Genomic DNA, 23,503 nt, shown 5'->3' with positions numbered 1-23,503 from the left:
AGCTCTGTCATGTCGGCAGCGGCACGTTCTGCAGGCGAACCTGCCCGCGTGCTATGACTTTTCCGCTGTCGGAGGCGGTGATCGTGACCAGCCACAGTTGTTGAACACGGCCCTGCTGCAACGGTTCTGCGACAACATCGACGCGGCCGCCCTTGCTGGCGCGGAGAAAGTCGGTGCCGTTGTGTACGCCGACTGCGAATTCACCGCGATCCTTGACCGCCTCACTGGCACCGATGCTCGCTGCGCTCTCGACGGCAGTGGTGTAGACGCCGCCGTGGACGACCCCCCAGGGCGTGAAGTGCTCATCCGTCAACTCGATGTGCCCGGCCACCCTGGTGCCCGAGACCTCGTCGACGACGAGACCGGCAGAGGCGACGAAGCTGCTCGCCTTCGACAGCGCGAACTTCGCCGTGGGGCGTGGATCGAACTGCTCGAGTGCGTCCCTGATGCTCATTCTCCGAGATTAGTGGTCGGCGGCGGAGGCGGTGGGAGCGCCCCGAAGTCGAATCGAATCGAGCTCAGTGGGACGCGCCCGTCGTGGTTCGGGACGCCTTCGCTGCGCAGAGTCTCCAGCTGTCTCGAGGCCAGGTGCGGGGCGGGCCTTCCACTCGCGCCGAGGACTCGATGCCAGGGCAGGTCGGCGGAATCGGTGCGCATGATCCATCCGACGATGCGAGGACTCGACAGGTCGGCGGCGGCCGCGATGTCTCCGTAGGTGGCCACGAATCCAGGGGGGATCGACGCGACCAACGCGCGAACTTTCTCGACCTGGGCTTCGGTGATCGGGGCCATCTACAGCAGGGATCGCACCAGTTCGGCGACCTCGACCGGCTTGGCCTGGCCGACCATGTGATCGCAGTCCAGTTCGACCGTTCGTAGGTTGTCACCGAGCTTGTCTCGCAGCGCCGAGAGGAATTCCTCTGTGACATAGGGGGGTTCGACGCGCATGGCCCGCACCACGATGGTCGGGACACTCTCGGCGGGGACCACGATCGGACGTGCGAGCTCGCCCCACGTCGCGACGATGGCCGGAATCGACATTCGCCACGCGACCTTTCCGTCGTCGGCGGGGATCAGGTGATCGGCGACCTCACGGTCGAGCAATTCGGTGGGCACGTCCGCCCACGCCCCGTGGATCTTCTCCGAGCGCGCCTCGTCGACGTCGGTGTAGTCGGGGGATTTCGCGGTCGCCTCGGCCACCTCGAGTAGCTCCTCCGGCGGCAGAGCGATCGCGGGATCGAGCAGAATCAGCGCCCGCACAGCTTCGGGGAACCTCTGTGCGAGATGTACGGCCAACGCGCCACCGTACGAGTGGCCGAGGACCACGACCGGTCCACGCGCATAGGCGTCGAGCACGGCTTTGAGCGCAGTGACCTGTGCGTCGATGTCCCAGGGCGGTGTGGACGGGGAATGCCCGTGACCGATGAGGTCGGGTGCCAGAATCCTGGCCTCGGGAAGGTGGTTCTCGGCGAGGTCCCACCACCGGGCACCGTGGCCGGTCACACCGTGAACGGCGAGGATTTCAGGACCGTCTGCGGGTCCGAACGTGTGCAGATTCAACTCGGTCACGTCGACCACTATGCCGTATCGCGCTAGGACCAGCGAAACAACCGGATCGCGCAGGCGGTTCCGGCGATCACCGCGACCACGAGTCCGATGGGTCCGCCGATGTCGACAGGCGTTCCGGCCCAGGCAGATCCCAGCGCGGTGACGGTGGCACCGAAGGGCAGTACCTCACCGACGGCCGCAACAGGACCCGGTAGATCCGCGACCGGTCCGAACAGTCCGCCGGTGGCACCGAGAACCAGGAACAGGGTCAGGCCGATCGCGACGGCCGAGTTCGCTGTCGGCGCGACGGCGGCCACCACGATCCCCAGCGAGTACATCGCCGCGGCACCGAGTACCAGAACGGCCGCGACCAGGATCGGATTGTGCGGCGCAGTGATTCCGAAGAGCAGGGCAGCAGTGGACAGAGCGATACCGATTCCGAGTGTGGCTTGGACGGCGCTGGTGATCACTTGCGCAGCCAGCACCTGCGTCGGTCCGATCGGTGTCGTCGACAGTCGCTTCAGCACGCCGGACTTGCGATAGAGCGCAAGAAAGCTCGGCATGTTCACGATTCCGATGACGGCGATGATCATGGTCAGGGCCAGCGGCAGTACGAACCGATCGAATGCCGTGATCGCGCCAGGCCCGACGATCTCCGCCGAGGTACCGGAGCCGTTCATCACCAGTACGAGAACCGGGAGGGCGATGGGAACGATCAGGCCTGCCGTGTCCCGGGTGACCATGCGCATTTCGGCCCCGACGAGTGCGCCGGTGGCGCGCAGGCCCGGACGAGGTGCAGCGTGGATCTCGTGTGCGGTCATGCCGAACTCCGTTCCGTCAGCGTCAGGAAAGCGTCTTCGAGGGTGGCCCGGTGGTCGCCTCGCAGGCCGGCGTCGGTGATCAGAGAATCCGGTGTGCCGGTGGCCACGACGGAGCCTCGATCGAGGACGGTGACGCGATCGCACAGGCGGTGTACCTCGTCCATGTGATGGCTGATCAGCAAGATGGTGACACCGTCTGCGCGGAGGTCCTCGATCAGTCGCCACACGGTGCGTCGTGCGTCCGGGTCGAGTCCGGTGGTGAGCTCGTCGAGTATGACGACCCGAGGGGAACCGATCAGGGCGAGCACCACCGACAACCGTTGCTGCTGGCCTCCGGACAGCCGCTCGTAGCGCACCCGGCGGTGCTCGTGCAGGCCCACCGCACGAACGAGCGCGTCTCGATCGGCAGGTCGACGGTAGAAGGAGGCGAACAGATCGACCAGTTCGGCAACGGTGAGCGCGGTGTGAAGGTCGTTGGACTGCAGCTGTACTCCCAGAACCGCGCGTACTCGATTGCGGTCGGTGAAGGGGTCGAGTCCCAGAACTCGCACGGCACCGGAGCTCGGCTTACGAAGGCCCGCAATGGTTTCGACCAGGGTCGTCTTACCGGCGCCGTTGCGCCCGAGCAGGCCGTGCGTCTTGCCTTCGGCGACCGTGAGGCTGACGCCTGCCACGGCGATGCGCTCTCGATAACGCTGGGTGATGTCTCGAACGTCGATCGCTGCCATCCGATTTTCCCTTCTCGATCGTATCGATCTCGACGCTAGATCCGCCGTGGCCTGCGCACAGGTGCCGATCGTCACCGAAGGTGATCGTGACTTTCGGCAGGGGTGCGCGGGCGGACCGGGCGATAGGGTCGACAGAATGAGACGCCTCGGACCCGACGTTCTGGCCGGTGCGTTCGTGTCCGCACTCGCGGTCGCGATGGGCGCTCTCGTCGTCTTCGATCGGTCGATCGCCGACGGTCTCTCGGTTCCGCTGTGGGTCTGGGCCTCGCTGTTCGCGGCCTTCTTGGTTGCCCAGACCACGGGCATGTGGTGGGAAGACCGGTTGCCGGATCGTCTCGTGCGCGCATGCTTCGGCGTGCAGGTGGTGCTGGCACCGATTCTGGTGCTGACCGCCCCGACGGCAAGCTGGTTGCCCATCCTGCTGGTCTTCACCTCGACGTTCGCCGTGTATCGGGTGACCGGGTCCTCGGTGGCGGTCATCGTTGCGGTCTACACCTGCTGTGTGGGGGTGTCGGTTGCGATCCGGGGTGGACGGATCTCGGAGATCGCACTGATCACGTCGATCTACGGAGCGCTGCAGGTGGCCAGTGCGTTGTCGGTGACCGCGCAGCTGCGACAGGCTCGGTTGCGCCGGGAACTTGCGGTCGCACACGCCGAACTACGCACCGCCAGTGCGTTGTTGGACGATTCCTCCCGTGCCGACGAGCGATTGCGCATCGCGCGAGAGTTGCACGACGTGCTCGGTCACCAGCTCACCGCACTGAGTCTCGAGCTCGAGGTGGCGTCCCACCGGGTACCCGAGCCTGCGCGCGAGCATGTCGTCAGGGCGCAATCCATCGCACGTGACCTGCTCGGGGACGTGCGATCGACCGTCGGCGAGGTCCGCGCCAGAACTCCGGTGCTGGGGGAGTCGCTCGATCGACTGGTTGCCCGGCTACCCGAACCGGTCGTGCATCTGACGGTCGACCCCGAGATCAGGGTCGACGAGGCTCGCGCGGTGGCGGTGGTCCGCTGCGTACAGGAGATGATCACCAACACCATTCGTCACGCGAATGCCGATGAGATGTGGATCGAGGTACGCGCGGATCCGACCGGTGCGCTGTCGGTCTCGGTGCGCGACGACGGCCGGGCGTCGGCCGAGTTCGAGCCGGGGCACGGGCTGCAAGGAATCCGAGAGCGCATCGAAGGACTGGGCGGTACGGTCACGTTTTCGGTCGATCGCGGGTTCGTGGTCCAGGCGACGGTGCCCGCACCGTGATCACGGTCTTGATCGTCGACGACCACACTCTGGTTCGGCAGGGTATCCGCAGCCTGCTCGAACTGGACCCCGACATCGAGGTGACCGGGGAAGCCGACGACGGTGCCGCTGCGGTCGCGTCGATCGAACTCGATCCTCCCGATGTGGTGTTGCTCGACCTACGCATGCCGCGGTTCGACGGACTGTGGACGCTTCGGGCCTTGCAGGACAGAGGAATCCGGGTTCCGGTCTTGGTTCTGACGACGTTCGACGACGACGAGTTGGTGCTCGGGGCGCTGCGTGCGGGCGCGAAGGGATACCTGCTCAAGGATGTGACCTTCGAGCGGCTCGGCGGTGCCGTACGTGAACTCGCGGCCGGGCGCACCTTGGCGCAACCCGCCATCACCGAGAGACTGCTGGACGCTCTCCGGGCCGGGAAGCACGGCCCGAGCGACGTCGGAGTCGCCGACACACTCACCGCCCGCGAGATCGACGTCCTACGGCTCGTCGCAAGCGGATACACCAACAGATCGATAGCCGACGCACTGCATCTGGCCGAGGGAACCGTCAAGAACCACATGTCGTCGGCCATTCTCAAACTCGGTGCGAACGACAGAACGAGCGCAGTTCTGCGTGCGCTGCGGGACGGCCTGCTCGACTGACCGGGCCGGCGGTCGGTCCGGGCGGCGGCCGATGTGTCGGTGGCTCGTGATTGCATCTGTGTCATGAGCTCGGACGGCAGACACGGCGCGACGGTCACACTCGTGCGTGCGCCCAAGGTGGCTCGCTCGGCACGTGAGTGGACCGGCTCGGCAGCGCGGCTGCTGTCCTCGACGCCCGACTCGGCAGCAGAGGCCGCGACAGGTGCACCGCGATGGAATCCGTGGCAGATCCTGGGTGGTCCCGGCACGGGCAAGACATCGCTCGTGGCCGACTACGCCGTCTCGCGCATCGTCACCGGTGATCCGGAGTCGGTGCTGGTGCTCACCCAGTCCAAACGGGCGGCAACCGCCGTCCGCGAGGTCATCACCTCGGGTCTCTTCAGCGGCGATCACGCACTGCGGGCTACCCGTGAACCGTTGGTACGCACGGTGCATTCCTACGCCTTCGCGGTGCTGCGGCTGCAGGCCTCGCTGTACGGCAATCCGCCACCGCGACTGCTGACCGGTGCCGAGCAGGACGCCGTGGTGCGTGAGATGCTGCGCGGCGATCTCGAGGACGGAGCAGGAAACTGGCCGGAGCGGCTGCGTCCGGCACTGGGCACCGCGGGATTCGTCACTGCGGTGCGAGACATGATGCTCAGGTCCGCCGAACGCGGGGTCGGACCGGAAGACCTCGTCAAACTGGGTCGCAAACACGGCAGACCCGAGTGGGTTGCCGTCGGGAGGTTCGCTGCCGGATACGAGCAGGCCATGTTGTTGCGCGGTGCCGTCGGAGTGGAAGCGGCCGGAGCCACGGCACCGGGTCTGGACGCCGCCGAGCTGATCGGTGCCGCGCTCATGGCGTTCGCCACCGATCCGGAATTGCTGCGCAGCGAACGCGCCCGTATCCGGCACCTCGTCGTCGACGACGCGCAGCACCTCGATCCGCAAGCGGCACAGCTGGTTCGGCTGATCGGAACCGACACCGAATCCACCGTCGTCGCCGGGGATCCCGATCAAGCCGTGTTCACCTTCCGCGGTGCCGACCCCTCTTTCGTGGCCGACCTGGTCGAGGTGGATTCGCCGCGTCGCGTGATGCTCACTCGCAATCACCGGTCCGTTCCCGAGGTCGCAGAGCTGACCGACATCATCGCCGGACGGTTGCCCGGGCTCGGTCGGCACCGCTGTCCCGAACCGGTGGGCACCGCACGCTTCGGTGAACCGGCAGCGCGCGTGCACGTCGTGTCCTCGCCTGCCAAGGAGGCGGCGATCATCGCCGACGCCATGCGTCGTGCCCACCTGATCGACGGCATGCCGTGGTCCGAGATGGCGATCGTGGTGCGGTCCGTGCCGCGCACCCTCGCACCGTTGCGTCGGGCGCTGCACGGCGCAGGGGTGCCGATGATCACCCCGACCTCGGAGCTACCGCTGCATCGCCAGCACGGGGCCGTGGGTCTCCTGCTGGTACTGCGTGCCATCTCCGACCCGAGCTTCGACGGTGAAGATGCCCTCGCGCTGCTCTCCGGGCCGATCGGCGGGGCCGATCCGGTGGGTCTGCGGCGATTGCGCCGGGGCGTGCGCAGGCTCGAACTCGCATCGGGCGGCGAGCGCGACTCCGCCGAGCTGCTCAGAGTCGTACTCACCGACGACACTCGGGGGAGCGCCGGGTGGATCGGCGGACTCTCCGACGTGGAGTCCGCCCCGTTGCGTCGAGCCCTCGGTGTCGTTCGGAAGGCACGGGCGCTCGCCCGCACCGGCCGCGGGGTCGAGGACGTGTTGTGGGCGGCGTGGCAGGCATCGGGGCTCGAGCGGCGTTGGTCCACCGCGTCCGCCTGGGGTGGCTCGGCCGGTGCCCAGGCCGACCGCGACCTGGATGCGGTGGTGGCGCTGTTCGACGCGGCGGCAGCATACGTCGACAGGTTGCCGCGGGCTCAGATCGGTGGATTCCTCGATTACATTGCGCAGCAAGAGATTCCTACCCTGAACTCACACCGACCCACGGTTCGGGCCGACGCGGTGACGCTGCTGAGCGCGCATTCCGCCGCGGGTCGGGAATGGGAGCTCGTCGCGGTCGCCGGGGTACAGGAAGGCCTGTGGCCGGGGCTGCGGTCACGCGGCAGCCTGCTGGGCACCGACACCCTGGTCGACCTCGTATCCGGGAAGGTCGATGCAGCAGCGGCGCTCGACGGGCGACTGTCGAAGTCGGCACCGTTGCTGGCCGAGGAGCGCACGCTGTTTCTGGTGGCGTGCAGTCGCGCTCGATCGACCTTGCTCGTGACAGCCGTCGATTCCAGTACCGGAGATGCGGATCTGGTCCGATCGCGATTCGTGGACGAACTACGCGGCGTCGACGGCGGAGGCGAGTCGGATCTCGCACCCGGGACCCCCGTGCCGGAGACCGCGCACCGAGTGTTGGCGCTCCCCATGCTGGTGGCCGAACTCCGCAGTGTGGTGTGCGATCCGATTGTCGCCGAACAGGATCCGGACAAGCGTGCCCGAGCGGTCCGGCATCTGGCCACTCTCGCCGACGCCGGCGTCCGAGGCGCGCATCCCGACGAGTGGTTCGGAGTGGCAGGGCCCAGCACCGACGCGCCGCTGTGGCAGCTCGGCGACGGTCCTGTGCCGCTGTCGCCGTCGACGGTGGAACAACTCACCACCTGCCCGCTGCGGTGGATGCTCGAACGTCACGGCGGCAACGACGGCACCAACACCCATGCGGTCACCGGCACGCTCGTACACACTCTCGTCCAGGCGGTGGCCGGCCGGATACCGCCGGAGCAACTCCGGCGGGCGCTCGAAACAGCTTGGGATGCAGTAGATCTCGGATCGCAATGGTTCTCACGGCACGAACTCGACCGAACCGGGGCGATGCTCGAGACCTTCGAGACCTGGTTGCAGGGCAGTCGAGGCGAGCTCACCGAGGCCGGAGTCGAAGTGCGCGTCGACGGCATCCTCGACGCTCGGTCGGAGGACGAGCCGGCGGTGGCGTTGCGCGGCCGCATCGACCGACTCGAGCACGATCCGGACGGTCGGCCGGTGATCATCGACGTCAAGACGGCCAAGACCGTGATGTCCAAGGAGGACGCCCAGGGCCATCATCAGCTGGCCACCTACCAGGTCGCCGCGGCAGCCGGTGCCATCGAGGGCGAGCCTGCGGGCGAGCCCGGCGGAGCGCGGCTGGTCTTCGTGGCCAAGCCCCACAACAAGGACGGGGCGACGCAGCGTGTCCAGCAAGTGCCGACACCGGAGAAACTCGAGGAGTGGCGAGACACCGTGCATCAGGCCGCATCGGCGACGCAGGGACCCACGTTCGAGGCGCGGATCAACGACGGCTGCAGGCACTGCCCGGTCAAGTCCAGCTGCCCGGCACACGAGACGGGAAGGCAGGTGACCGAGCAGTGACGACTTCGACGAAGACACGGACCGGCTCGGTACGGGTGTCGCCGGTCGAGCTCGCCCGGGCGCTCGGGCAGAAACATCCACCGACCGACGAACAAGCCGCGGTGATCGCAGCGCCGCCCGGCCCGACGCTCGTCGTCGCAGGGGCAGGCGCGGGCAAGACCGAGACCATGGCGGCCCGCGTGGTGTGGATGGTGGCCAACGGTTTCGTCGACCCCGACCAGGTTCTGGGTCTGACCTTCACCCGAAAAGCCGCACAGCAGTTGACCTCTCGGATCAGAGCTCGGCTGGCTCGGCTGGCCGGATCCGATCTGGTGCACGCACTCGACCCCAGCCTGGCACTGCGCGAGCGAATCCTCGGTGCCGAGCCGGAAGTGAGCACCTACCACTCCTACGCGGGCCGGCTGCTCACCGAGCACGGCTTGCTGCTGCCGATCGAACCGTCCGCGACTCTGTTGTCGGAAACCGAACTGTGGCAGCTGGCCCACCGTGTCGTCAGCACCTGGGACGGCGACCTGGACACCGACCGCAATCCCACGTCGGTGACCGAGGCCGTACTCGCACTCTCCGGTCAGTTGGCCGAGCATCTGGTCGATCCCGAGGATCTGCGCCATGCACACGTCGAGTTGGAGACGCTGGTGCACACTCTCGGGCCGGGACCGCGACAACGTGGTGGCCCCACCAAGGAGTTGCTGAACATCCTCGACGCGCAACATCAACGAATCGGGTTGCTGCCGTTGGTGGAACGGCTGGCGCAGACGCTGCGGCGCGAGGGCGCACTGGATTTCGGCTCGCAGATGTCGATGGCGGCTCGGGTCGCCGCCGAGCATGCCGAGGTGGGAATCGCCGAACGGCAGAGATTCCGGCTCGTGTTGCTCGACGAGTACCAGGACACCGGGCATGCCCAACGCGTCCTGCTGTCGTCGCTGTTCGGTTCCGGCAGCGATCCGCAGTTGGCTCTGACCGCCGTCGGTGACCCGATGCAGTCGATCTACGGGTGGCGCGGCGCATCGGCAGCAAATCTGCCTCGGTTCGCCACCGATTTCCCCGAGGCCGACGGAAGCCCGGCACCCCGGCTCGAGCTGCTCACCAGCTGGCGAAATCCGCCCGAGGCCTTGACGCTGGCCAACCTGATCACCGACCCACTGCGCCGCGTCGGGGTGCCGGTGCCGACCCTGCGGGCCCGCCCGGGTGCGGTTCCCGGTGATGTCCGACTGGCCGTCACCGATACCGTTGTGGGCGAACGAGAGTGGATCGCCGACCGGATCGCGGGGGAGTACCGCGCTGCCCTCGAGCAGGATCGCACGCCGCCCACCGCCGCGGTTCTGGTGCGCCGCAACGCCGACGCCGAGCCGATCGCGGATGTGCTGCGCAGCCGCGGGTTGCCGGTGGAGGTCGTGGGCCTCGGTGGATTGCTGCACGTTCCCGAGGTGGCCGACATCATCGCGATGCTGCGTTTGGTAGCCGACCCCACTGCCGGAAGCTCGGCGATGCGCATCCTCACCGGCTCTCGGTGGCAGATCGGACCGACGGATCTGCGGGCACTCTCGCAGCGCGCCCGAGAACTCGAGATCCGCGGCGGCTACGGCACCGCAGGTCGCGTCGACGACCCGGAGGCACTCGATGCTGCGCTCGGTAGCGCCCTACCCGGCGAGCAGTCGGAGCAGGCCGGTCTGGCCGACGCGATTGCCGATCCAGGTCCGGCCGAGCGGTACTCGGAGGTGGGGCATCGCCGGATCGTCGCCCTGGCAGGTGAACTGCACCTGCTGCGCGACCGCATCGGTCAGCCGCTGACGGAATTGGTCGGCGACATAGAACGGATCATAGGGATCGGTGTCGAAGCTCAGGCCCGCACACCGAGCAGCACCGACGGCGCGGTCGGTCGTGAACATCTCGACGAATTCGCCCATGTGGTAGCCGATTACGCCGACAACCCGACTGCCACGGTCACCGGATTCCTGTCGTTCCTGGCCGCGGCGGAGACGGTCGAGGACGGCCTCGCCCCCGGTGAGGTCGACGTCGCGCCCCATCGTGTGCAGGTGCTCACCGTCCATTCCGCGAAAGGCCTCGAATGGGAGGTGGTGGCTGTCCCGCACGTGGCGAAGGGTGTGTTCCCGTCCGCGAACGCATCCTCGACCTGGCTCGGGGCGATGGCCGAGTTGCCGCCGTCGCTGCGCGGTGACCGTGCACTCGACGGCGAGGGCTCGGAAGGCGTTCCGGTCCTCGAACTCGACCGACTCCACAATCGCAAGGACCTCGAGGACGCCGTCAAGAGTCACAAGGATGCGCTGGCGAGGCGTCGACTTGCTGAGGATCGCCGACTGTTCTACGTGGCACTCACCCGAACCGAGCGGGTGCTGCTGGTATCCGCGCATCACTGGGACGAGACCGCCACGAAGCCGCGTGGGCCGTCGGAGTTTCTCGCCGAGTTGCACACGCACATCGAGCAATTCGCCGACACCGCGGTGATCGAGCAGTGGGCACCCACCCCGGAGGATGGGGCGTCGAACCCGCTCGGAGCCGTGCCGCACACCGCGTCCTGGCCACGCGATCCACTCGGCTCCAGGCGCGGAGCGATCGAGAGCGGTGCGCAGGAAGTGCTGCGCGCGCTGGCAGACATCTCGGCCACACCGAGCGAAGAGCGTGACGGCATCCAGGATCGAACCCGGGAGGACCCCGAGAACTGGGCCGCGGACGTCGACACTCTGCTGGCCGAGCGGGCCGCACGATCGGTGGCGGGAGTGGACGTGGCTCTTCCCGGCAACCTGTCGGTGACGCAGCTGGTCGACCTCGCGGCGGACCCCGATGCGTTGGCCTCACGCCTGCGCAGGCCGCTGCCGTTTCCACCGAACCCGTTGGCGCGCAGAGGAACCGCGTTTCACGCCTGGATCGAGCGCCGTTTCGGCGCGACCCGATTGCTCGATCTCGACGAACTGCCGGGCTCGGCCGACACCGGAGCCTCGGCCGACGTCGACCTCGAAACCCTCCAGCAGGCGTTTCTCGAATCGGACTGGTCGCTCCGCAGCCCCGTCGAAGTGGAGGTGCCGTTCGAGACCTCCGTGGCGGGAACGGTACTGCGAGGACGCATCGACGCCGTGTTCGCGGACGCGGACGGCGGCTGGACCGTCGTCGACTGGAAGACGGGCGCAGAGCCGACGGCGTCGGAACAGCGGGCGGTAGCGATGCAGCTCGCGGCCTACCGGTTGGCGTGGGCCGAGCTGATGTCCATCGGGCGCGCCGAACCGGTTCCGCTCGACCGAGTGCGCGCAGCGTTCCACTACGTGCGCAGCGGTCACACCATTTCGCCCGAGAACCTGCCGGACGCAACGGAATTGGCTCAGCTTCTGGAAGGTCGGGTCGGGCCCGAGCAGCCGGAGCCTACGGTGCGTTCCGACGAGCCTTCAGAGCCTCGGTGACCAGCGGAATCTGCAGCGGCAGCCGGGCGATCATCGCTGCTTTGAGAGCCGGTGAGGTCTTCGGGCTCTGTACGTACTTCCACGCGAGGTTGATGTTGGCGGGGAAGACCACGACGAACAGCGCGGCCGCGAGTGCACCGCCCAGTCGACGAGTCCGTGGTGCGGCCAGCGTTGCGGCCACGGCGAGTTCGGCCACACCCGAGACCTGCGTGTAGGTCCGCGCCGAGCCGGGCAATGCCGTCGGTACTTGGACATCGAAGAACTTCGGCGTGGCGAAGTGCAGAACTCCGGCTCCGGCGAGCAGTCCCGCGAGGCGCAGTGCGGCTGCCTGACTCGATCTCTGTGTCATGCCCATACCGTGCCACACCCAGCGTCGTCGGCACGGAAGCCTGGCATGGGGTTACGCTGCGTGCCGTGAATGATCTCGACATCGGCGAGTACCTCGGCGGGCGACGTGGCAGGTAGGTTTCGAGCGCGCTTGGGTGACAGCGGCGCGCTGACCGACAAGCCCGACTTCGCCCTCGTGGGAGTGCTCCGGGTACCCGAACTGGAATCGAGCCCGTGGCGCGCAATCTACAAGCGGGTTCTGATGGCGCTGGGGATATTGTTCCTGGCGGCGTTCGTCGTCTATCTCGATCGCGACGGTTACAGCGACAACCAGAACGGCGAATTGTCCTTCCTGGACGCCTTCTACTACGCAACAGTGTCGCTGTCGACGACGGGATACGGCGATATCGCACCGATGAGCCCGTCGGCGCGACTGGTCAACATCCTGGTCATCACACCCCTTCGGGTCCTATTCCTCATTCTGTTGGTCGGTACCACGCTGTCGGTTCTCACCGAGCGGTCCCGGCAGGCATTCAAAATTCAGCGATGGAGACGCAGCGTGCGCAATCACACCGTGGTCATCGGTTTCGGCACCAAGGGCCGTACCGCAGTCGACGCGATGCTCGGAGACGGCGTGTCGGCGTCCGACATCGTCGTGGTCGACACCGATCAGATGGTGCTCGACACCGCATCGGCCATGGGCTTGGTCACGGTCCACGGTTCGGCGACCAAATCCGACGTGCTCAGACTCACCGGCGCCCAGCACGCGTCGGCCATCATCGTGGCGACCAATCGAGACGACACCGCAGTGCTGGTGACTCTGACCGCCCGAGAGATCGCTCCCAAAGCCAAGATCGTCGCAGCAATCAGGGAAGCGGAGAACACGCACCTGCTGCGTCAGTCCGGTGCCGATTCGGTGGTCGTTTCCTCGGAGACCGCGGGACGTCTGCTCGGTATCGCCACGTCGACTCCGTCCGTCGTGGAGATGATCGAAGATCTGTTGACGCCGGAGGCAGGCTTCGCGATCGCGGAGCGCGAAGTCGAGCGTGACGAGGTGGGCGGTTCTCCGCGGCACCTGACCGACATCGTTCTCGGGGTGGTGCGGGGCGGCAAACTGTTCCGAGTCGGTACTCCGGAAGTCGATGCGGTCGAGGCCTCCGACCGACTGCTCTACATCCGTCGCGTCGGCGACTAGTCACGGCCAAGTAGGGTCGTGCGCGTGCCGAAATTCCAACTCGCTCACCCCCCTCGACTGTCCCGATCGCCACTGAACAGGGCAGAAGAACTTCGCCGAGACACCGCAGCGTTGGCAGCGGGTTGGCCGACTGCTCGCATCCTGAACGTGGACGGCAGAGGCGGATTCCCGGTTGACGAGAACGGCCTGGTGTTCGGCTCTGCCGCGGATCTCGCTACCGAGCCGACGGCCGATGCGGTGTTCCTCGGAATTCACGGCGATCGGCATCTGTGGGCCCGCCGGGTGGAGGTCGTGGCGGGCACGGTCGGCGACCTGCGCACCGACGGCGATCGACTCGACAGCGCCGCGTTGTCGACGGTGACCGGAGCCCTGGCGATCCTCAATTGGCATGCGAGCGCGCAATTCAGCTCACTCGACGGCGCGCCGTCCGTTCCGTCGAGCGCAGGCTGGTCGCGAACGAGCACGTCCACCGGTCACGAGGAATTCCCGCGTACCGATCCGGCGGTGATCTGTCTCGTTCACGACGGCGGCGACCGAGTGCTGCTGGCGCGAGCACCCGCGTGGCCCGAGCGTCGCTTCTCGGTGCTCGCGGGCTTCGTCGAGGCCGGTGAGTCGCTGGAAACCTGTGTCACACGGGAGATCAGAGAAGAAGTGGGCCTCGACGTCTCCGGTATCGAGTATCTGGGCAGCCAGCCGTGGCCGTTTCCGCGATCGGTGATGATCGGGTTCTCCGCCGTCGCCGACCCGGAGCAACCGCTGCACTTTCAGGACGGCGAGATCGCCGAGGCCCACTGGTTCGATCGGGCCGAAGTTCTCGCCGCGCTCGAGGTGGGCGACTGGGGATCGGATTCGACGTCCCGGTTGCTTCTGCCGGGCTCGATCTCCATCGCACGGGGAATGCTCGAGGCGTGGGCGGCGACGGCCTGACGTCCGGTCAGAGCGAGAGTGCGCGCTTGACCTCGGCCAGAGTGGGGTTCGTGGCCGTCGAGCCGTCGGCGAAGAGCACGGTCGGCACCACATGGTTGCCGTTGTTGACGCTGCCGACGAAGTCGGCCGACTCCGGGTTCTGCTCGATGTCGATCTCGGCGTACTCGATTCCGGCCTGGTCGAGCTGGGTCTTGAGCCTGCGGCAGTAACCGCACCACGTGGTGGAGTAGACGGTCAGCGCGGCCGGGGTCTGCGGGGTGTTCTCGGTAGTGGTCACGTGAACAGTCAACAGGAGCACCGGCGCGATTGTTCCGGCCGACACCTGCATCGGCCGTCGGCCACCCGGTTCGGCCCCGGGTGGAACTGTCGGTACGCACTGACACAATGGTCCTCATGGCTGACGACGCGATGACCGCCGGACTCGATCCGGAGCAATCCGCGGCGGTACTGGCTCCCCGTGGCCCGGTCTGCGTTCTGGCCGGTGCGGGCACGGGAAAGACACGTACGATCACCCGACGCATCGCCCACCTCGTCTCTGCCGGGCACGTGTCCTCGGGGCAGGTGCTGGCGGTCACGTTCACCGCGCGCGCGGCCGGCGAGATGCGTGGCCGTCTGCGCGAGCTCGGCGTCGGGGGAGACGGTCCTCCGGTGCAGGCACGTACGTTTCACGCCGCGGCCATGCGCCAGCTCAAGTACTTCTGGCCTCAGGTGGTCGGCGACACCGGCTGGCAGCTGCTCGACCGCAAGTTCACCGTCGTCTCGCAGGCGGCGAACCGTGCCGGGGTGTCGACGTCGACGGACGCCATCCGCGATCTCGCGGGCGAGATCGAATGGGCCAAGGGATCGCTGATCGCACCCGAGGACTATCCGCGCATCGCGGCGAGCAATCGTCGTGACGTTCCGATGGACGCGACCAAGGTCGCCGCCGTCTACGCCGGTTACGAGGAGCTCAAGTCCCGCGGTGGTGACGGGATGTTGCTCGACTTCGACGACCTCCTGCTGCACACGGCCGCTGCGCTGGAAGAACATTCGTCGGTGGCCGACGAGTTCCGTGAGCGCTACCGCTGCTTCGTCGTCGACGAGTACCAGGACGTCACTCCGTTGCAGCAACGGGTGCTCGACGCCTGGGTGGGCGAGCGTGACGATCTCACCGTCGTCGGCGACGCGAACCAGACCATCTATTCCTTCACCGGCGCATCTCCGCGGTATCTTCTCGACTTCTCACGGAAGTACCCCGAGGCCACCGTGGTTCGGCTCGAGCGCGACTACCGTTCCACACCCGAGGTGGTGTCGCTGGCCAATCGCGTGATCGGTGCCGCTCGCGGTCGCATCGCCGGCACCCGACTGCAGTTGATCGGTCAGCGTCAGCCGGGACCCGAGCCGGAGTTCTTCGAGTACGACGACGAGCCGGCGGAAGCCGATGGGGTAGCGCGCGCGGTCAAGCGATTGATCTCGAAGGGCGTCGAACCGGCCGAGATCGCGATTCTGTACCGCATCAACGCGCAGTCGGAGGCACACGAGCAGGCGTTGACCGAGCTGAAGATCCCTTACCAGGTGCGCGGCGGCGAGGGGTTCTTCACCAGGCCCGAGGTGCGGCAGGGAGTCAACGCGTTGCGGCAGGCAGGCGGTCGTGACGATCTGCCCGACGGCGCGCAGGCCGGCGAGGGACTGCCGGCTCTGGTGCGAGCGGTGTTGGCCCCGCTCGGCCTGACGGCAACCGAGCCGACCGGTGCACAGGCCCGCGAGAAGTGGGCATCTCTCGGCGGTCTGGTGCAGCTCACCGAAGAACTTCTGGTGCACGATCCGGAACTGACTCTCGAGAAGTTGTTGGGGGAGCTCGCCGCGCGCGCCGAGGCGCGGCACCCACCGACCGTCCAGGGCGTGACCCTTGCGTCGCTGCATGCGGCGAAGGGGCTCGAGTGGGATGCGGTGTTCATCGTCGGTCTCGCCGACGGCACTCTGCCGATCTCGCACGCGATCGGAAACGATCCCAGTGCCAACAACGAGGCGGCCGTCGAGGAGGAACGCAGGCTGCTCTACGTCGGTGTCACCCGCGCCCGTGTCCACCTGCATCTGTCCTGGGCGCTCGCCCGCAACGAGGGTGGACGCAAATCGCGGCGGCGGTCGAGGTTTCTCAACGGTCTGATCCCCGAGGACTCCCCCGCCTCGCGTATCGCCGCGCCTGCTGCCAAGAAGTCTGGGCCCAAGTGTCGGTTGTGCGGGAAGCCGTTGATCGGTACGTCCGCGACCATGCTGGGTCGGTGCGACAGTTGTCCGTCGAACGTCGACATCGCCCTGCTCGACGCGCTGAAGTCGTGGCGATTGGACAAGTCCCGCGAACTGAAGGTGCCCGCGTACGTGGTGTTCAGCGACAACACGCTGACGGCCATCGCGGAGCAGCAACCGCAGGACGAGCGTGGGTTGGTCGCGATTCCGGGAATCGGCGCCAAGAAGTTGGAGCGGTTCGGCGAAGAAGTTCTCACCGTGGTGCGAGCCTCGGACACGTGACGCGGAGGTCCGAAAATTTCCGCAAAACCGCAGGTAGAAAATAACTTGTGCAGATATCGGCAGGGGGCTTAGTCTGTTTCACGTGCCGCGGGAGATCGCGCACTGTCCAATCCGCCGACGAGACCAGAACAGGAGCTGAAGAAAATGATCAACACATTGCACGCCGCCGTTGCCCACGCAACCGTCGCGTTCAGCCCTGTCCTCGGCACGGCACCGTTCGGAGTTGCCCCCCTCGGCACTCATGCCGCCGCCGCAGGCTCTGTTGCGCAGACATGGATTCGTTCCTCTGCTTTCGGCCCCATCCAGGAGTCCGCATATGCGGACTCGGTGTCGAATTCCGCCCAGGTCGCCCTGGCACCAGGAGCGAAAGCAGTTGCTCAGGCAGCTCGACGTCATCGCGCACCACGTGCGTCCGTGCTCGACAGCAGACACCGACTTCACTGTCGGTAGACGCTTCGACAAGCCCCACCAGGCCACGGACCCGCACTCGCGGACCGTGGCCTTTCTCGTTCAGGTAGTTCCTCTATCCGAGCGTGAGGCCGACTGGTTCGCATCACCCCTCGAACCGATAACGACGCCGCACGAAAAGTAGAGGAGACCGACGTGTCAACCGCCACGATCCGGACGACATGCCGACCAGAGTCCGAAAGTGCCTACGCTGCACAGTATTCGACCGAATCGGTCGAACTGGCCTTGTCGGTGCCCTGCCGAGCGGCGAACCCCGACATGTGGTTCGCCGACACCCCTGCCGAACTCGAGCAGGCCAAGGCGCTGTGCGCCCAATGCCCCATCCGGCGTACCTGCCTGAGCGCGGCCCTCGACCGCGCCGAGCCGTGGGGCGTCTGGGGCGGCGAGATCCTCGAGCAGGGTGTCGTCATCGCCCGCAAGCGTCCCCGGGGACGGCCACGCAAGAACGCAGCATGACGCCCGAGACCGGTGCCCGGTTTCGCCGAACGAATCAGTCGGTGAAGCCGGGCATCCACTCGGTGAGGATCGCCATGTACGGCGCGTAGGCGTCGAGTTGGGCACAGATTCCGACCAGCCCGCCCAGCACGCGAAAGATCATCACGTATTCCGCAGGCATGTTCAGTGCCCGAACGGTGCGGAACTGCGCACTGTTGAAATCTGCAGCGGTGCCCGCGGCCTTCTGCAGCCAGGCCCGGGTGAAGTGGAACGATTCGGTGTGAATCGGATCGGTGAAGGGACGCAGATAGTCTTCGATCTCCTTCTCTGTCACCGTTCGGCCCGGCACCACGAAGCCGCTCTCCGTGAACAACACCACGAGCTCGTCGAACTTCTCGTCGCGGGCGAGCGAGACCATACGACCCAGGACGGGCGGGAGACCGTCGGGCATCGGAGCGCACGCACCGAAGTCGATGACACCCATGCGTCCGTCGTCGAGCATCATGAAGTTGCCCGGATGAGGGTCGGCGTGCAGCAACTTCGCGCGCGCCGGGGACACGAATGCGAACAACGCGAGCAGTTCGCCCGCCCGGTTACGTTCCTCGGCCGTCCCGTTCGCGATCACATCGGCCAACGGCCTGCCGGTCATCCATTCGCTGACAACGACTTTGGGAGCACTGGCGACGATCTTGGGAATCGCGAACTGCGAGTCGCCTGCGAATTCCTTGCTGAAGGCACGTTGGTTCGCGGCCTCGATACGGTAATCCAGCTCGTCCTCGGTACGGGCCGTCAATTCTTCGAGCACCGGCTTGACGTCCGTGCCCGCGAGCACCGTGCTGAACAGGTTCGCGAACCGCGACAGCGTCTTGAGGTCGGAGCGCAATGCGTCGTCCGCGCCGGGGTACTGGATCTTGACCGCGACATCGCGTCCGTCGGCCCAGGTTGCGCGGTGCACCTGTCCGATGCTCGCCGACGCGATCGCAGTGTCGTCGAAATCGAGGAAACGTGACCGCCACGCAGTTCCGAGTTGCTGGTCCAACACCCGATGCACGGTCTTCGCGGGCATGGGCGGGCCCTGCGCCTGCAGTTTGGTCAACGCCTCGCGGTACGGCTCCGAATACTCCTCCGGAACGGCCGCTTCCATCACCGAGAGCATCTGCCCGAGCTTCATGGCACCGCCCTTGAGTTCCCCGAGAACGGAGAAGAGCTGTTCGGCTGCCTTCGCGGCCATGTCCGCATCGATTTCGTCACGATTGCCGCCGGCGAGCTTCTTGCCGAACCCCATGGCGGCACGACCGGCCATCCCGAGGGGAATGCTGGCCAGTTTTGCAGTACGAGTCGATCCACGGCGCGGTATGTCAGACACAGCTCCATCATGGCTGAACCTTCCGACAATTGCTCGGACCGCCCCGCGCCGACCCCATCGGTCGTGGTGAGCTCGCTATAAGCGCGTGTGGTCAGTGCCAGCAATCGCAGTGAGGATGCTTGGACCACAGGCGTTTGTGCACGGTGGTTCCGGTTGCTGCGAAGTCCAGTTCCATGGTGCAGTCGGCGGTCTCGGGAAGCGCGGCGTCGGAACGGCCGATGAGGTTCTCCAACTGAGCGAACGCGAACGCTGCCGTGGCCAACACCGTCGCGCTGCTGGCCTGGCCGACCGTGCCGAGCAGTTGAGCGGAAAGATGCGGCCACTCGGGCTCGAAGTCGCATCGCGTCAGATCTGCGCACCGCAGGCAACTCGTCCGACCGGGCAACACGAAAGGACCGACGATGCCCTTTCCGTCTCGCAGTCGCACCTGCAGATGTGGGATGCGCAGCCGCACCAGGTCGGTCACCAGTCGAGGTTCGGCAACCAGATCGTCGGCGAGCACCACGACGTCGTAGTTCCACGATCTCACCACCGAATGCGGATAGCGCGTCGGAGTCAGACTCGTTCGACTCACCGTGACACCGGTTCGACTCAGACCGGAGGCCAACGCGTCCGAGATCGGACCCCGCCCCACGAGGTGGACGGTCTTCACCGTCCCCGATCCGGCCTGCGACGCATGCGGCGAGGCGTCGGGCACCACGGGTTCTCTCGTGCCGTGCATCAGCAACCCGGAGTCCTCCAGTTCGCCGAGCATCGCCGAGGTCCGATTGGCCGAGAGTCCCAATGTCATTGCGTGACAGACGATATGAGGTCTGGAATGACCCGCGGCCAGCAGCCGGAGTATTTCGAGTATCGAGCCCGGTTCGGCACCGGGAGGTGGCGTGACGACGACGCTGGTCTCGGGATTCCAGCCCAACTGAACGGTGCCGTCTCGACGCGGCAGAATTGCCACTGCAGGATCGAGTCGAACGGTCGGTGTGATCATGAGACACACTCTGACAGCGCCGACAACGAAGAACGCCCGCTCAGGGCACGTTATCCACAGGGTGGAAGTGCCTCCGAGCAGGCGTTCGACGGTCTCGATCGAAGTGGCGCGAACCCGACGGGTCAGGGTGTGGATGAACCCTTCTCGGGGTCTCCGTCGGTGCCCTCGTCGTCGCCTTCCGCGGCGCGTTCGGCCGCTTCGGCGCGCTCCTTGGCCTCCATCGCCTCGAGCTGCGCGATCGGGTCGTCGAAGCTCGACGTTCCACCGCCGACCACGCGGTCGATGAACGCCGCGGGGTTGTCCAGGTCCGAGGATTCCGGCAGAAGATCGGGGTGTGCCCACACACCGTCGCGTCCCTCGACGTCGGCTGCGGCGAGGAGCTGACGCCACAGCTCGGCGGCCTCGCGAACCTTGCGGGGTCGCAGTTCCAGGCCGACCAGCGTCGCGAAGGTCTGTTCGGCGGGGCCTCCCGACGCCCGGCGGCGTCGGATCGTTTCGCCGAGTGCGACGGCACCGGGCAGGCGGTCGCCCAGAGCTGATGCAACCACTGTCTCGACCCATCCTTCGACCAGGGCGAGCAGTGTCTCGAGACGCTCGAGAGCGTGCTTCTGCTCCGGCGTCGTCTGTGGCTCGAAAGCACCCTGCTGCAGGATCGCCTCGATCTTCGACGGGTCGGTCAACGCGGACGGGTCGAGTCCTGCGGCGGCCTCCTCGATGGCCGAGAAGTCCATCCTGATCCCCCGCGCGTACTCCTCGACGGTGGCCAGAACCCGTTGCCGCAACCACGGAACGTGGCTGTACAGCCGCTGGTGGGCGGCTTCGCGTGCGGCGAGGAACACCAACACCTCACGGTCGGGCTGCTCGAGTCCCTCACTGAACGACGAGATGGCAGACGGCAGCAACGCCGCTGTTCCCGACGGTCCGAGGGGCAGGCCGATGTCGGTGGAGGTCAGCACCTCCTTGGACAGCTGGCCGAGTGCTTGGCCGAGCTGCGAGCCGAACGCCATCCCGCCCATCTGCGTCAGCATGCCCATCATCGGACCTGCCATCTGCTGCGCTTCGGCGGGCAGGCCGGAGGTCCACATGCCCGAGATCTGCTCGGCGACCGGGTCGCACAAGCGCTTCCATGTGTCGATCGTGTTGTCGAGCCAATCGACCGGTGTCCATGCAACGGTCTTCGTAGCACCGGCCGGCAATGTCGTCGCCCCGTCCAGCCACAGTTCGGCCAGGTGTGCGGCGTCGGTGATGGCCTCACGTTCGCCTGCCGACACCGGGCTGAAATCGCCCATCTGCTGACGTGCGAGCTGTTTGGCGAGGTCGTAGTTCACCGGCCCCGACCCGGTTCCGCCCGCAGCTCCCATGCCGCTGAGCATCTGGCCGAACTGGGTGAGCATCTGGCCCAGCTGTGCGGGGTCGAATCCCTCGCCGCCGAAGCCGAAACCGGCAGGGTTGCCCGAGCCGTCCGGATCCTTCTTCTTGTCCGGGTCGTCGTCGGAGGCACCGAAACCAAAATTGCTCATGACTCAACGGTACAAGCCCGACGAACGTAGAGAGTGGTGGATCGTCACGCTGACGGCGAACAGTCCGAGCCGTGAGAAGTCGGCGCGGACGTACTCGGTAGGGGCGGTCTGCACCGTCGACCGTATTCGGATCTAGTGTCTACGGAGTGAACCGAAGGATCGCCACTCTTGTCGCTGCGCTGGTACCTGTGGTGGTGCTGGGCGTCACGGGCTCGGTCGTCACCGTTCCGTTCGCCGCTCTCGGCCCCGGCCCGACGTACAACACTCTCGGTGACGTCGACGGGGTACCCGTGGTGCAGATCGACGGAACCGAGGTCGACCCCACCGCGGGCCACTTGAACATGACGACCGTGGCCGTGCGCGATCAGCTCAATCTGTTCGAGGCACTCGGCTTCTGGGCCAGCGGCAGGCAGGGACTCGTTCCGCGCGAGGAGGTCTACCCGCCGGACATGTCGAAGGAAGAAGTGCAGGAGGGCAATCAGGCGGACTTCGAGGAGTCGGAGTCCAGCGCCGAACTCGCCGCGCTGCATCATCTGGATCTGCCGGTGACGCTCGCGGTGGCGAGTGTGGCCGATGACGGGCCCGCTGCCGGCGTGCTGAACGTGGGGGACACGCTCGTCTCGGTCGACGGAGCCCCTGTTTCCACGGCGTCCGCGGTCCGCGAGGCGGTCAGCTCCAGGGCCCCGGGTGATTCCATCGATATCGAGTACGTCCGGGACGGCACGACGCGGACGGATTCGGTGGTGCTCGAAGCCCGGCCCGACGACGACGCGTTGGGATACCTCGGCGTCACGCCCGAGGAGCAGCCGGACGTGCCGTTCGACGTGACGTTCAACCTTGCCGACGTCGGTGGACCGTCGGCCGGACTGATGTTCAGCCTGGCCGTGGTCGACAAGCTCAGTCCCGGTGAGCTGAGCAACGGAGAGTTCGTCGCGGGGACGGGGACCATCGACGCCGAAGGCACGGTCGGCCCCATCGGCGGCATTCCGTACAAACTGATCGCCGCCCGTGAAGCCGGAGCCACCACGTTCCTGGTACCGGATGCGAACTGCGGTGAGGCGCAACAGAACGTCCCCGACGGCCTCAGGCTGGTGCGTGTCGAATCGTTGGACGGTGCAATCGACTCGCTGCAGGCGATCGGCTCTGGCGGCGACGTGCCGTCCTGCAGCTGACCCAGCCCTGTCGCTAGTCGTCGTCGACGGCGTCGAACGTGGCGTAGAGACCGTGCACGACGTTGGGGGCCAGGTCCTCCGCGATGCGAAGGTCGATGGGTGCGAATGGATCGGCGTCCTCGTCCGGGTGCAACTGCAGAAGAGTCAGGGACGGACCGTCCTTGAGGACCGCGACGATCAATCGCGCATCTCGTTTCTCGGGGTGGTTCTCGGCAGCCGAGCGAGCGGCCTGGTCGGCCGCATCGGGATCGGCGAGCAGCGGGATCAAGGCATCGTCGAGGGTCGATTCGGCTGCCGGGGGAAGAACTACGATCTCTTGGACCAAGGCGCATCCGACGACACCCTCGGGCCACGTGGAGGTGGCCAGGAACTCGTCCAGGGCGGGGGAGCCGCCGGTGATGTCCTCGGGTAGCGAATGTTGTTGGATCGGAGTCAGGGCAGCGCCGTCGGCCAAATCGTCGAGCAGTCCCGGCTCGGCTGCGGCGAGTGCGGCTGTGGGCACCAAGGCGAACATCTGGGGTGCCTGGTGCCATCCGCCGGCATCGACGAAGTCCGCCACCTCCCGCGCGCACCGCGCCAAGGCGTCGGCCACATCCTGTCCACCCGTCTCGGGGTCGAACTCGACACCGAAATCGTCTCGGCCGGGCAGTCCGTCGCTGTCGTTGCTCACCGCACTATCCTCGCATTCGGATGGTTCCTCGGATGCGAGGCTCCTGACCTGCGGTCCGCTGTGGCCGCGGTACGGGCGTCGCAGCCGTAGGATCAACGTACGTACAGTAGGGCGAAACGGACATGCGGCGCACGGCGAGT

The 23,503-nt window shown here is 66.7% G+C and carries 21 protein-coding genes; 10 read left to right on the top strand and 11 right to left on the bottom strand.

What is annotated here, in order from left to right:
• Positions 1-7 precede the first annotated feature (7 nt).
• The 5 genes from CH291_RS24900 to CH291_RS24880 are packed head-to-tail and all read right to left on the bottom strand — an operon-like array spanning position 8 to position 3,097.
• The gene (locus CH291_RS24900) at positions 8-454 is read right to left on the bottom strand and encodes a PaaI family thioesterase (RefSeq protein ID WP_255183290.1); all 447 of its coding nucleotides are present in this window, start codon (positions 452-454) and stop codon (positions 8-10) included.
• Positions 451-792 carry an MGMT family protein gene (locus CH291_RS24895; RefSeq protein WP_094688842.1) on the bottom strand — a complete coding sequence of 114 codons (342 nt, stop codon included), beginning with the start codon at positions 790-792 and terminating at the stop codon, positions 451-453. The genes CH291_RS24900 and CH291_RS24895 overlap by 4 nt, the downstream gene beginning before the upstream one ends.
• Positions 793-1,578 (bottom strand): alpha/beta hydrolase, encoded by a 786-nt coding sequence (locus CH291_RS24890; protein WP_179276656.1) that lies wholly within the window; start codon positions 1,576-1,578, stop codon positions 793-795.
• Between the two features lie 14 nt (positions 1,579-1,592).
• The gene (locus CH291_RS24885; protein ID WP_068046007.1) at positions 1,593-2,369 is read right to left on the bottom strand and encodes an ABC transporter permease; all 777 of its coding nucleotides are present in this window, start codon (positions 2,367-2,369) and stop codon (positions 1,593-1,595) included.
• Positions 2,366-3,097, bottom strand: coding sequence for an ABC transporter ATP-binding protein (locus CH291_RS24880; RefSeq protein WP_094688937.1), 732 nt, complete (start codon positions 3,095-3,097; stop codon positions 2,366-2,368). Before CH291_RS24880 ends, CH291_RS24885 begins: the two co-directional genes overlap by 4 nt.
• 136 nt (positions 3,098-3,233) lie before the next feature.
• On the opposite strand from CH291_RS24880, the gene CH291_RS24875 reads away from it, so the two are divergent.
• From CH291_RS24875 to CH291_RS24860, 4 genes are all read left to right on the top strand, one after another.
• On the top strand, positions 3,234-4,355 hold the full coding sequence (locus CH291_RS24875) for a sensor histidine kinase (RefSeq protein ID WP_179276655.1): 1,122 nt from the start codon (positions 3,234-3,236) through the stop codon (positions 4,353-4,355).
• Positions 4,352-4,996: a response regulator gene (locus CH291_RS24870; protein ID WP_068045994.1), complete on the top strand. Its 645-nt coding sequence runs from the start codon at positions 4,352-4,354 to the stop codon at positions 4,994-4,996. Before CH291_RS24875 ends, CH291_RS24870 begins: the two co-directional genes overlap by 4 nt.
• Before the next feature lie 63 nt (positions 4,997-5,059).
• Positions 5,060-8,377 (top strand): ATP-dependent helicase, encoded by a 3,318-nt coding sequence (locus tag CH291_RS24865; protein WP_094688840.1) that lies wholly within the window; start codon positions 5,060-5,062, stop codon positions 8,375-8,377.
• The gene (locus CH291_RS24860; RefSeq protein WP_094688839.1) at positions 8,374-11,790 is read left to right on the top strand and encodes an ATP-dependent helicase; all 3,417 of its coding nucleotides are present in this window, start codon (positions 8,374-8,376) and stop codon (positions 11,788-11,790) included. The genes CH291_RS24865 and CH291_RS24860 overlap by 4 nt, the downstream gene beginning before the upstream one ends.
• On the opposite strand, the gene CH291_RS24855 is transcribed toward CH291_RS24860, so the two are convergent.
• Positions 11,753-12,139 carry a DoxX family protein gene (locus tag CH291_RS24855; RefSeq protein ID WP_068046016.1) on the bottom strand — a complete coding sequence of 129 codons (387 nt, stop codon included), beginning with the start codon at positions 12,137-12,139 and terminating at the stop codon, positions 11,753-11,755. The two genes, CH291_RS24860 and CH291_RS24855, sit on opposite strands and share 38 nt — an antisense overlap.
• Before the next feature lie 105 nt (positions 12,140-12,244).
• On the opposite strand from CH291_RS24855, the gene CH291_RS24850 reads away from it, so the two are divergent.
• Positions 12,245-13,312, top strand: a complete 1,068-nt coding sequence (locus CH291_RS24850; protein WP_094642470.1) for a potassium channel family protein — start codon at positions 12,245-12,247, stop codon at positions 13,310-13,312.
• Positions 13,313-13,336: 24 nt separating this feature from the next.
• Positions 13,337-14,239 (top strand): NAD(+) diphosphatase, encoded by a 903-nt coding sequence (nudC, locus tag CH291_RS24845; RefSeq protein ID WP_094688936.1) that lies wholly within the window; start codon positions 13,337-13,339, stop codon positions 14,237-14,239.
• A 7-nt stretch (positions 14,240-14,246) separates the two neighbouring features.
• On the opposite strand, the gene CH291_RS24840 is transcribed toward nudC, so the two are convergent.
• Complete coding sequence (locus CH291_RS24840; RefSeq protein ID WP_032398313.1) at positions 14,247-14,516, bottom strand: mycoredoxin; 270 nt, start codon at positions 14,514-14,516, stop codon at positions 14,247-14,249.
• 116 nt (positions 14,517-14,632) lie between these two features.
• On the opposite strand from CH291_RS24840, the gene CH291_RS24835 reads away from it, so the two are divergent.
• From CH291_RS24835 to CH291_RS24825, 3 genes are all read left to right on the top strand, one after another.
• Positions 14,633-16,747, top strand: a complete 2,115-nt coding sequence (locus tag CH291_RS24835) for an ATP-dependent DNA helicase UvrD2 (RefSeq protein ID WP_373455157.1) — start codon at positions 14,633-14,635, stop codon at positions 16,745-16,747.
• 144 nt (positions 16,748-16,891) lie between these two features.
• Complete coding sequence (locus CH291_RS26605; RefSeq protein ID WP_068045974.1) at positions 16,892-17,197, top strand: hypothetical protein; 306 nt, start codon at positions 16,892-16,894, stop codon at positions 17,195-17,197.
• 153 nt (positions 17,198-17,350) lie between these two features.
• A complete protein-coding gene (locus tag CH291_RS24825; RefSeq protein ID WP_068045970.1) occupies positions 17,351-17,671 on the top strand; it encodes a WhiB family transcriptional regulator in 321 nt (106 codons plus the stop codon).
• A 34-nt stretch (positions 17,672-17,705) separates the two neighbouring features.
• On the opposite strand, the gene CH291_RS24820 is transcribed toward CH291_RS24825, so the two are convergent.
• The 3 genes from CH291_RS24820 to CH291_RS24810 all read right to left on the bottom strand — a co-directional run bounded on the left by CH291_RS24820 (position 17,706) and on the right by CH291_RS24810 (position 21,521).
• Positions 17,706-19,016, bottom strand: a complete 1,311-nt coding sequence (locus tag CH291_RS24820; RefSeq protein ID WP_068045967.1) for an ABC1 kinase family protein — start codon at positions 19,014-19,016, stop codon at positions 17,706-17,708.
• A 91-nt stretch (positions 19,017-19,107) separates the two neighbouring features.
• Positions 19,108-20,001, bottom strand: coding sequence for a hypothetical protein (locus tag CH291_RS24815; protein ID WP_068045965.1), 894 nt, complete (start codon positions 19,999-20,001; stop codon positions 19,108-19,110).
• Positions 20,002-20,123: 122 nt separating this feature from the next.
• Complete coding sequence (locus CH291_RS24810; RefSeq protein ID WP_094688838.1) at positions 20,124-21,521, bottom strand: zinc-dependent metalloprotease; 1,398 nt, start codon at positions 21,519-21,521, stop codon at positions 20,124-20,126.
• A gap of 146 nt (positions 21,522-21,667) precedes the next feature.
• On the opposite strand from CH291_RS24810, the gene CH291_RS24805 reads away from it, so the two are divergent.
• Entirely contained in the window at positions 21,668-22,693 is a 1,026-nt protein-coding gene (locus tag CH291_RS24805; protein WP_068045962.1) for a YlbL family protein, read from the top strand.
• A 13-nt stretch (positions 22,694-22,706) separates the two neighbouring features.
• Here the strand turns inward: CH291_RS24805 and CH291_RS24800 are convergent, their stop codons facing one another.
• Complete coding sequence (locus CH291_RS24800; protein ID WP_176460511.1) at positions 22,707-23,285, bottom strand: PPA1309 family protein; 579 nt, start codon at positions 23,283-23,285, stop codon at positions 22,707-22,709.
• Positions 23,286-23,503 lie beyond the last annotated feature (218 nt).

Source organism: Rhodococcus sp. 14-1411-2a, from assembly GCF_002259485.1.
GTDB lineage: Bacteria > Actinomycetota > Actinomycetes > Mycobacteriales > Mycobacteriaceae > Rhodococcoides.
Note: the sequence above shows the minus strand (reverse complement) of the source record. Positions and strands in the feature narration are given on the sequence as shown.

Bases quoted from the DNA above. Each gene is read 5' to 3' on its own strand.
- CH291_RS24900 (WP_255183290.1), bottom strand. From the start codon at position 454: ATGAGCATCAGGGACGCACTCGAGCAGTTCGATCCACGCCCCACGGCG.
- CH291_RS24895 (WP_094688842.1), bottom strand. From the start codon at position 792: ATGGCCCCGATCACCGAAGCCCAGGTCGAGAAAGTTCGCGCGTTGGTC.
- CH291_RS24885 (WP_068046007.1), bottom strand. From the start codon at position 2,369: ATGACCGCACACGAGATCCACGCTGCACCTCGTCCGGGCCTGCGCGCC.
- CH291_RS24880 (WP_094688937.1), bottom strand. From the start codon at position 3,097: ATGGCAGCGATCGACGTTCGAGACATCACCCAGCGTTATCGAGAGCGC.
- CH291_RS24875 (WP_179276655.1), top strand. From the start codon at position 3,234: ATGAGACGCCTCGGACCCGACGTTCTGGCCGGTGCGTTCGTGTCCGCA.
- CH291_RS24865 (WP_094688840.1), top strand. From the start codon at position 5,060: ATGAGCTCGGACGGCAGACACGGCGCGACGGTCACACTCGTGCGTGCG.
- CH291_RS24855 (WP_068046016.1), bottom strand. From the start codon at position 12,139: ATGACACAGAGATCGAGTCAGGCAGCCGCACTGCGCCTCGCGGGACTG.
- CH291_RS24835 (WP_373455157.1), top strand. From the start codon at position 14,633: ATGGCTGACGACGCGATGACCGCCGGACTCGATCCGGAGCAATCCGCG.
- CH291_RS26605 (WP_068045974.1), top strand. From the start codon at position 16,892: ATGATCAACACATTGCACGCCGCCGTTGCCCACGCAACCGTCGCGTTC.
- CH291_RS24815 (WP_068045965.1), bottom strand. From the start codon at position 20,001: ATGATCACACCGACCGTTCGACTCGATCCTGCAGTGGCAATTCTGCCG.
- CH291_RS24810 (WP_094688838.1), bottom strand. From the start codon at position 21,521: ATGAGCAATTTTGGTTTCGGTGCCTCCGACGACGACCCGGACAAGAAG.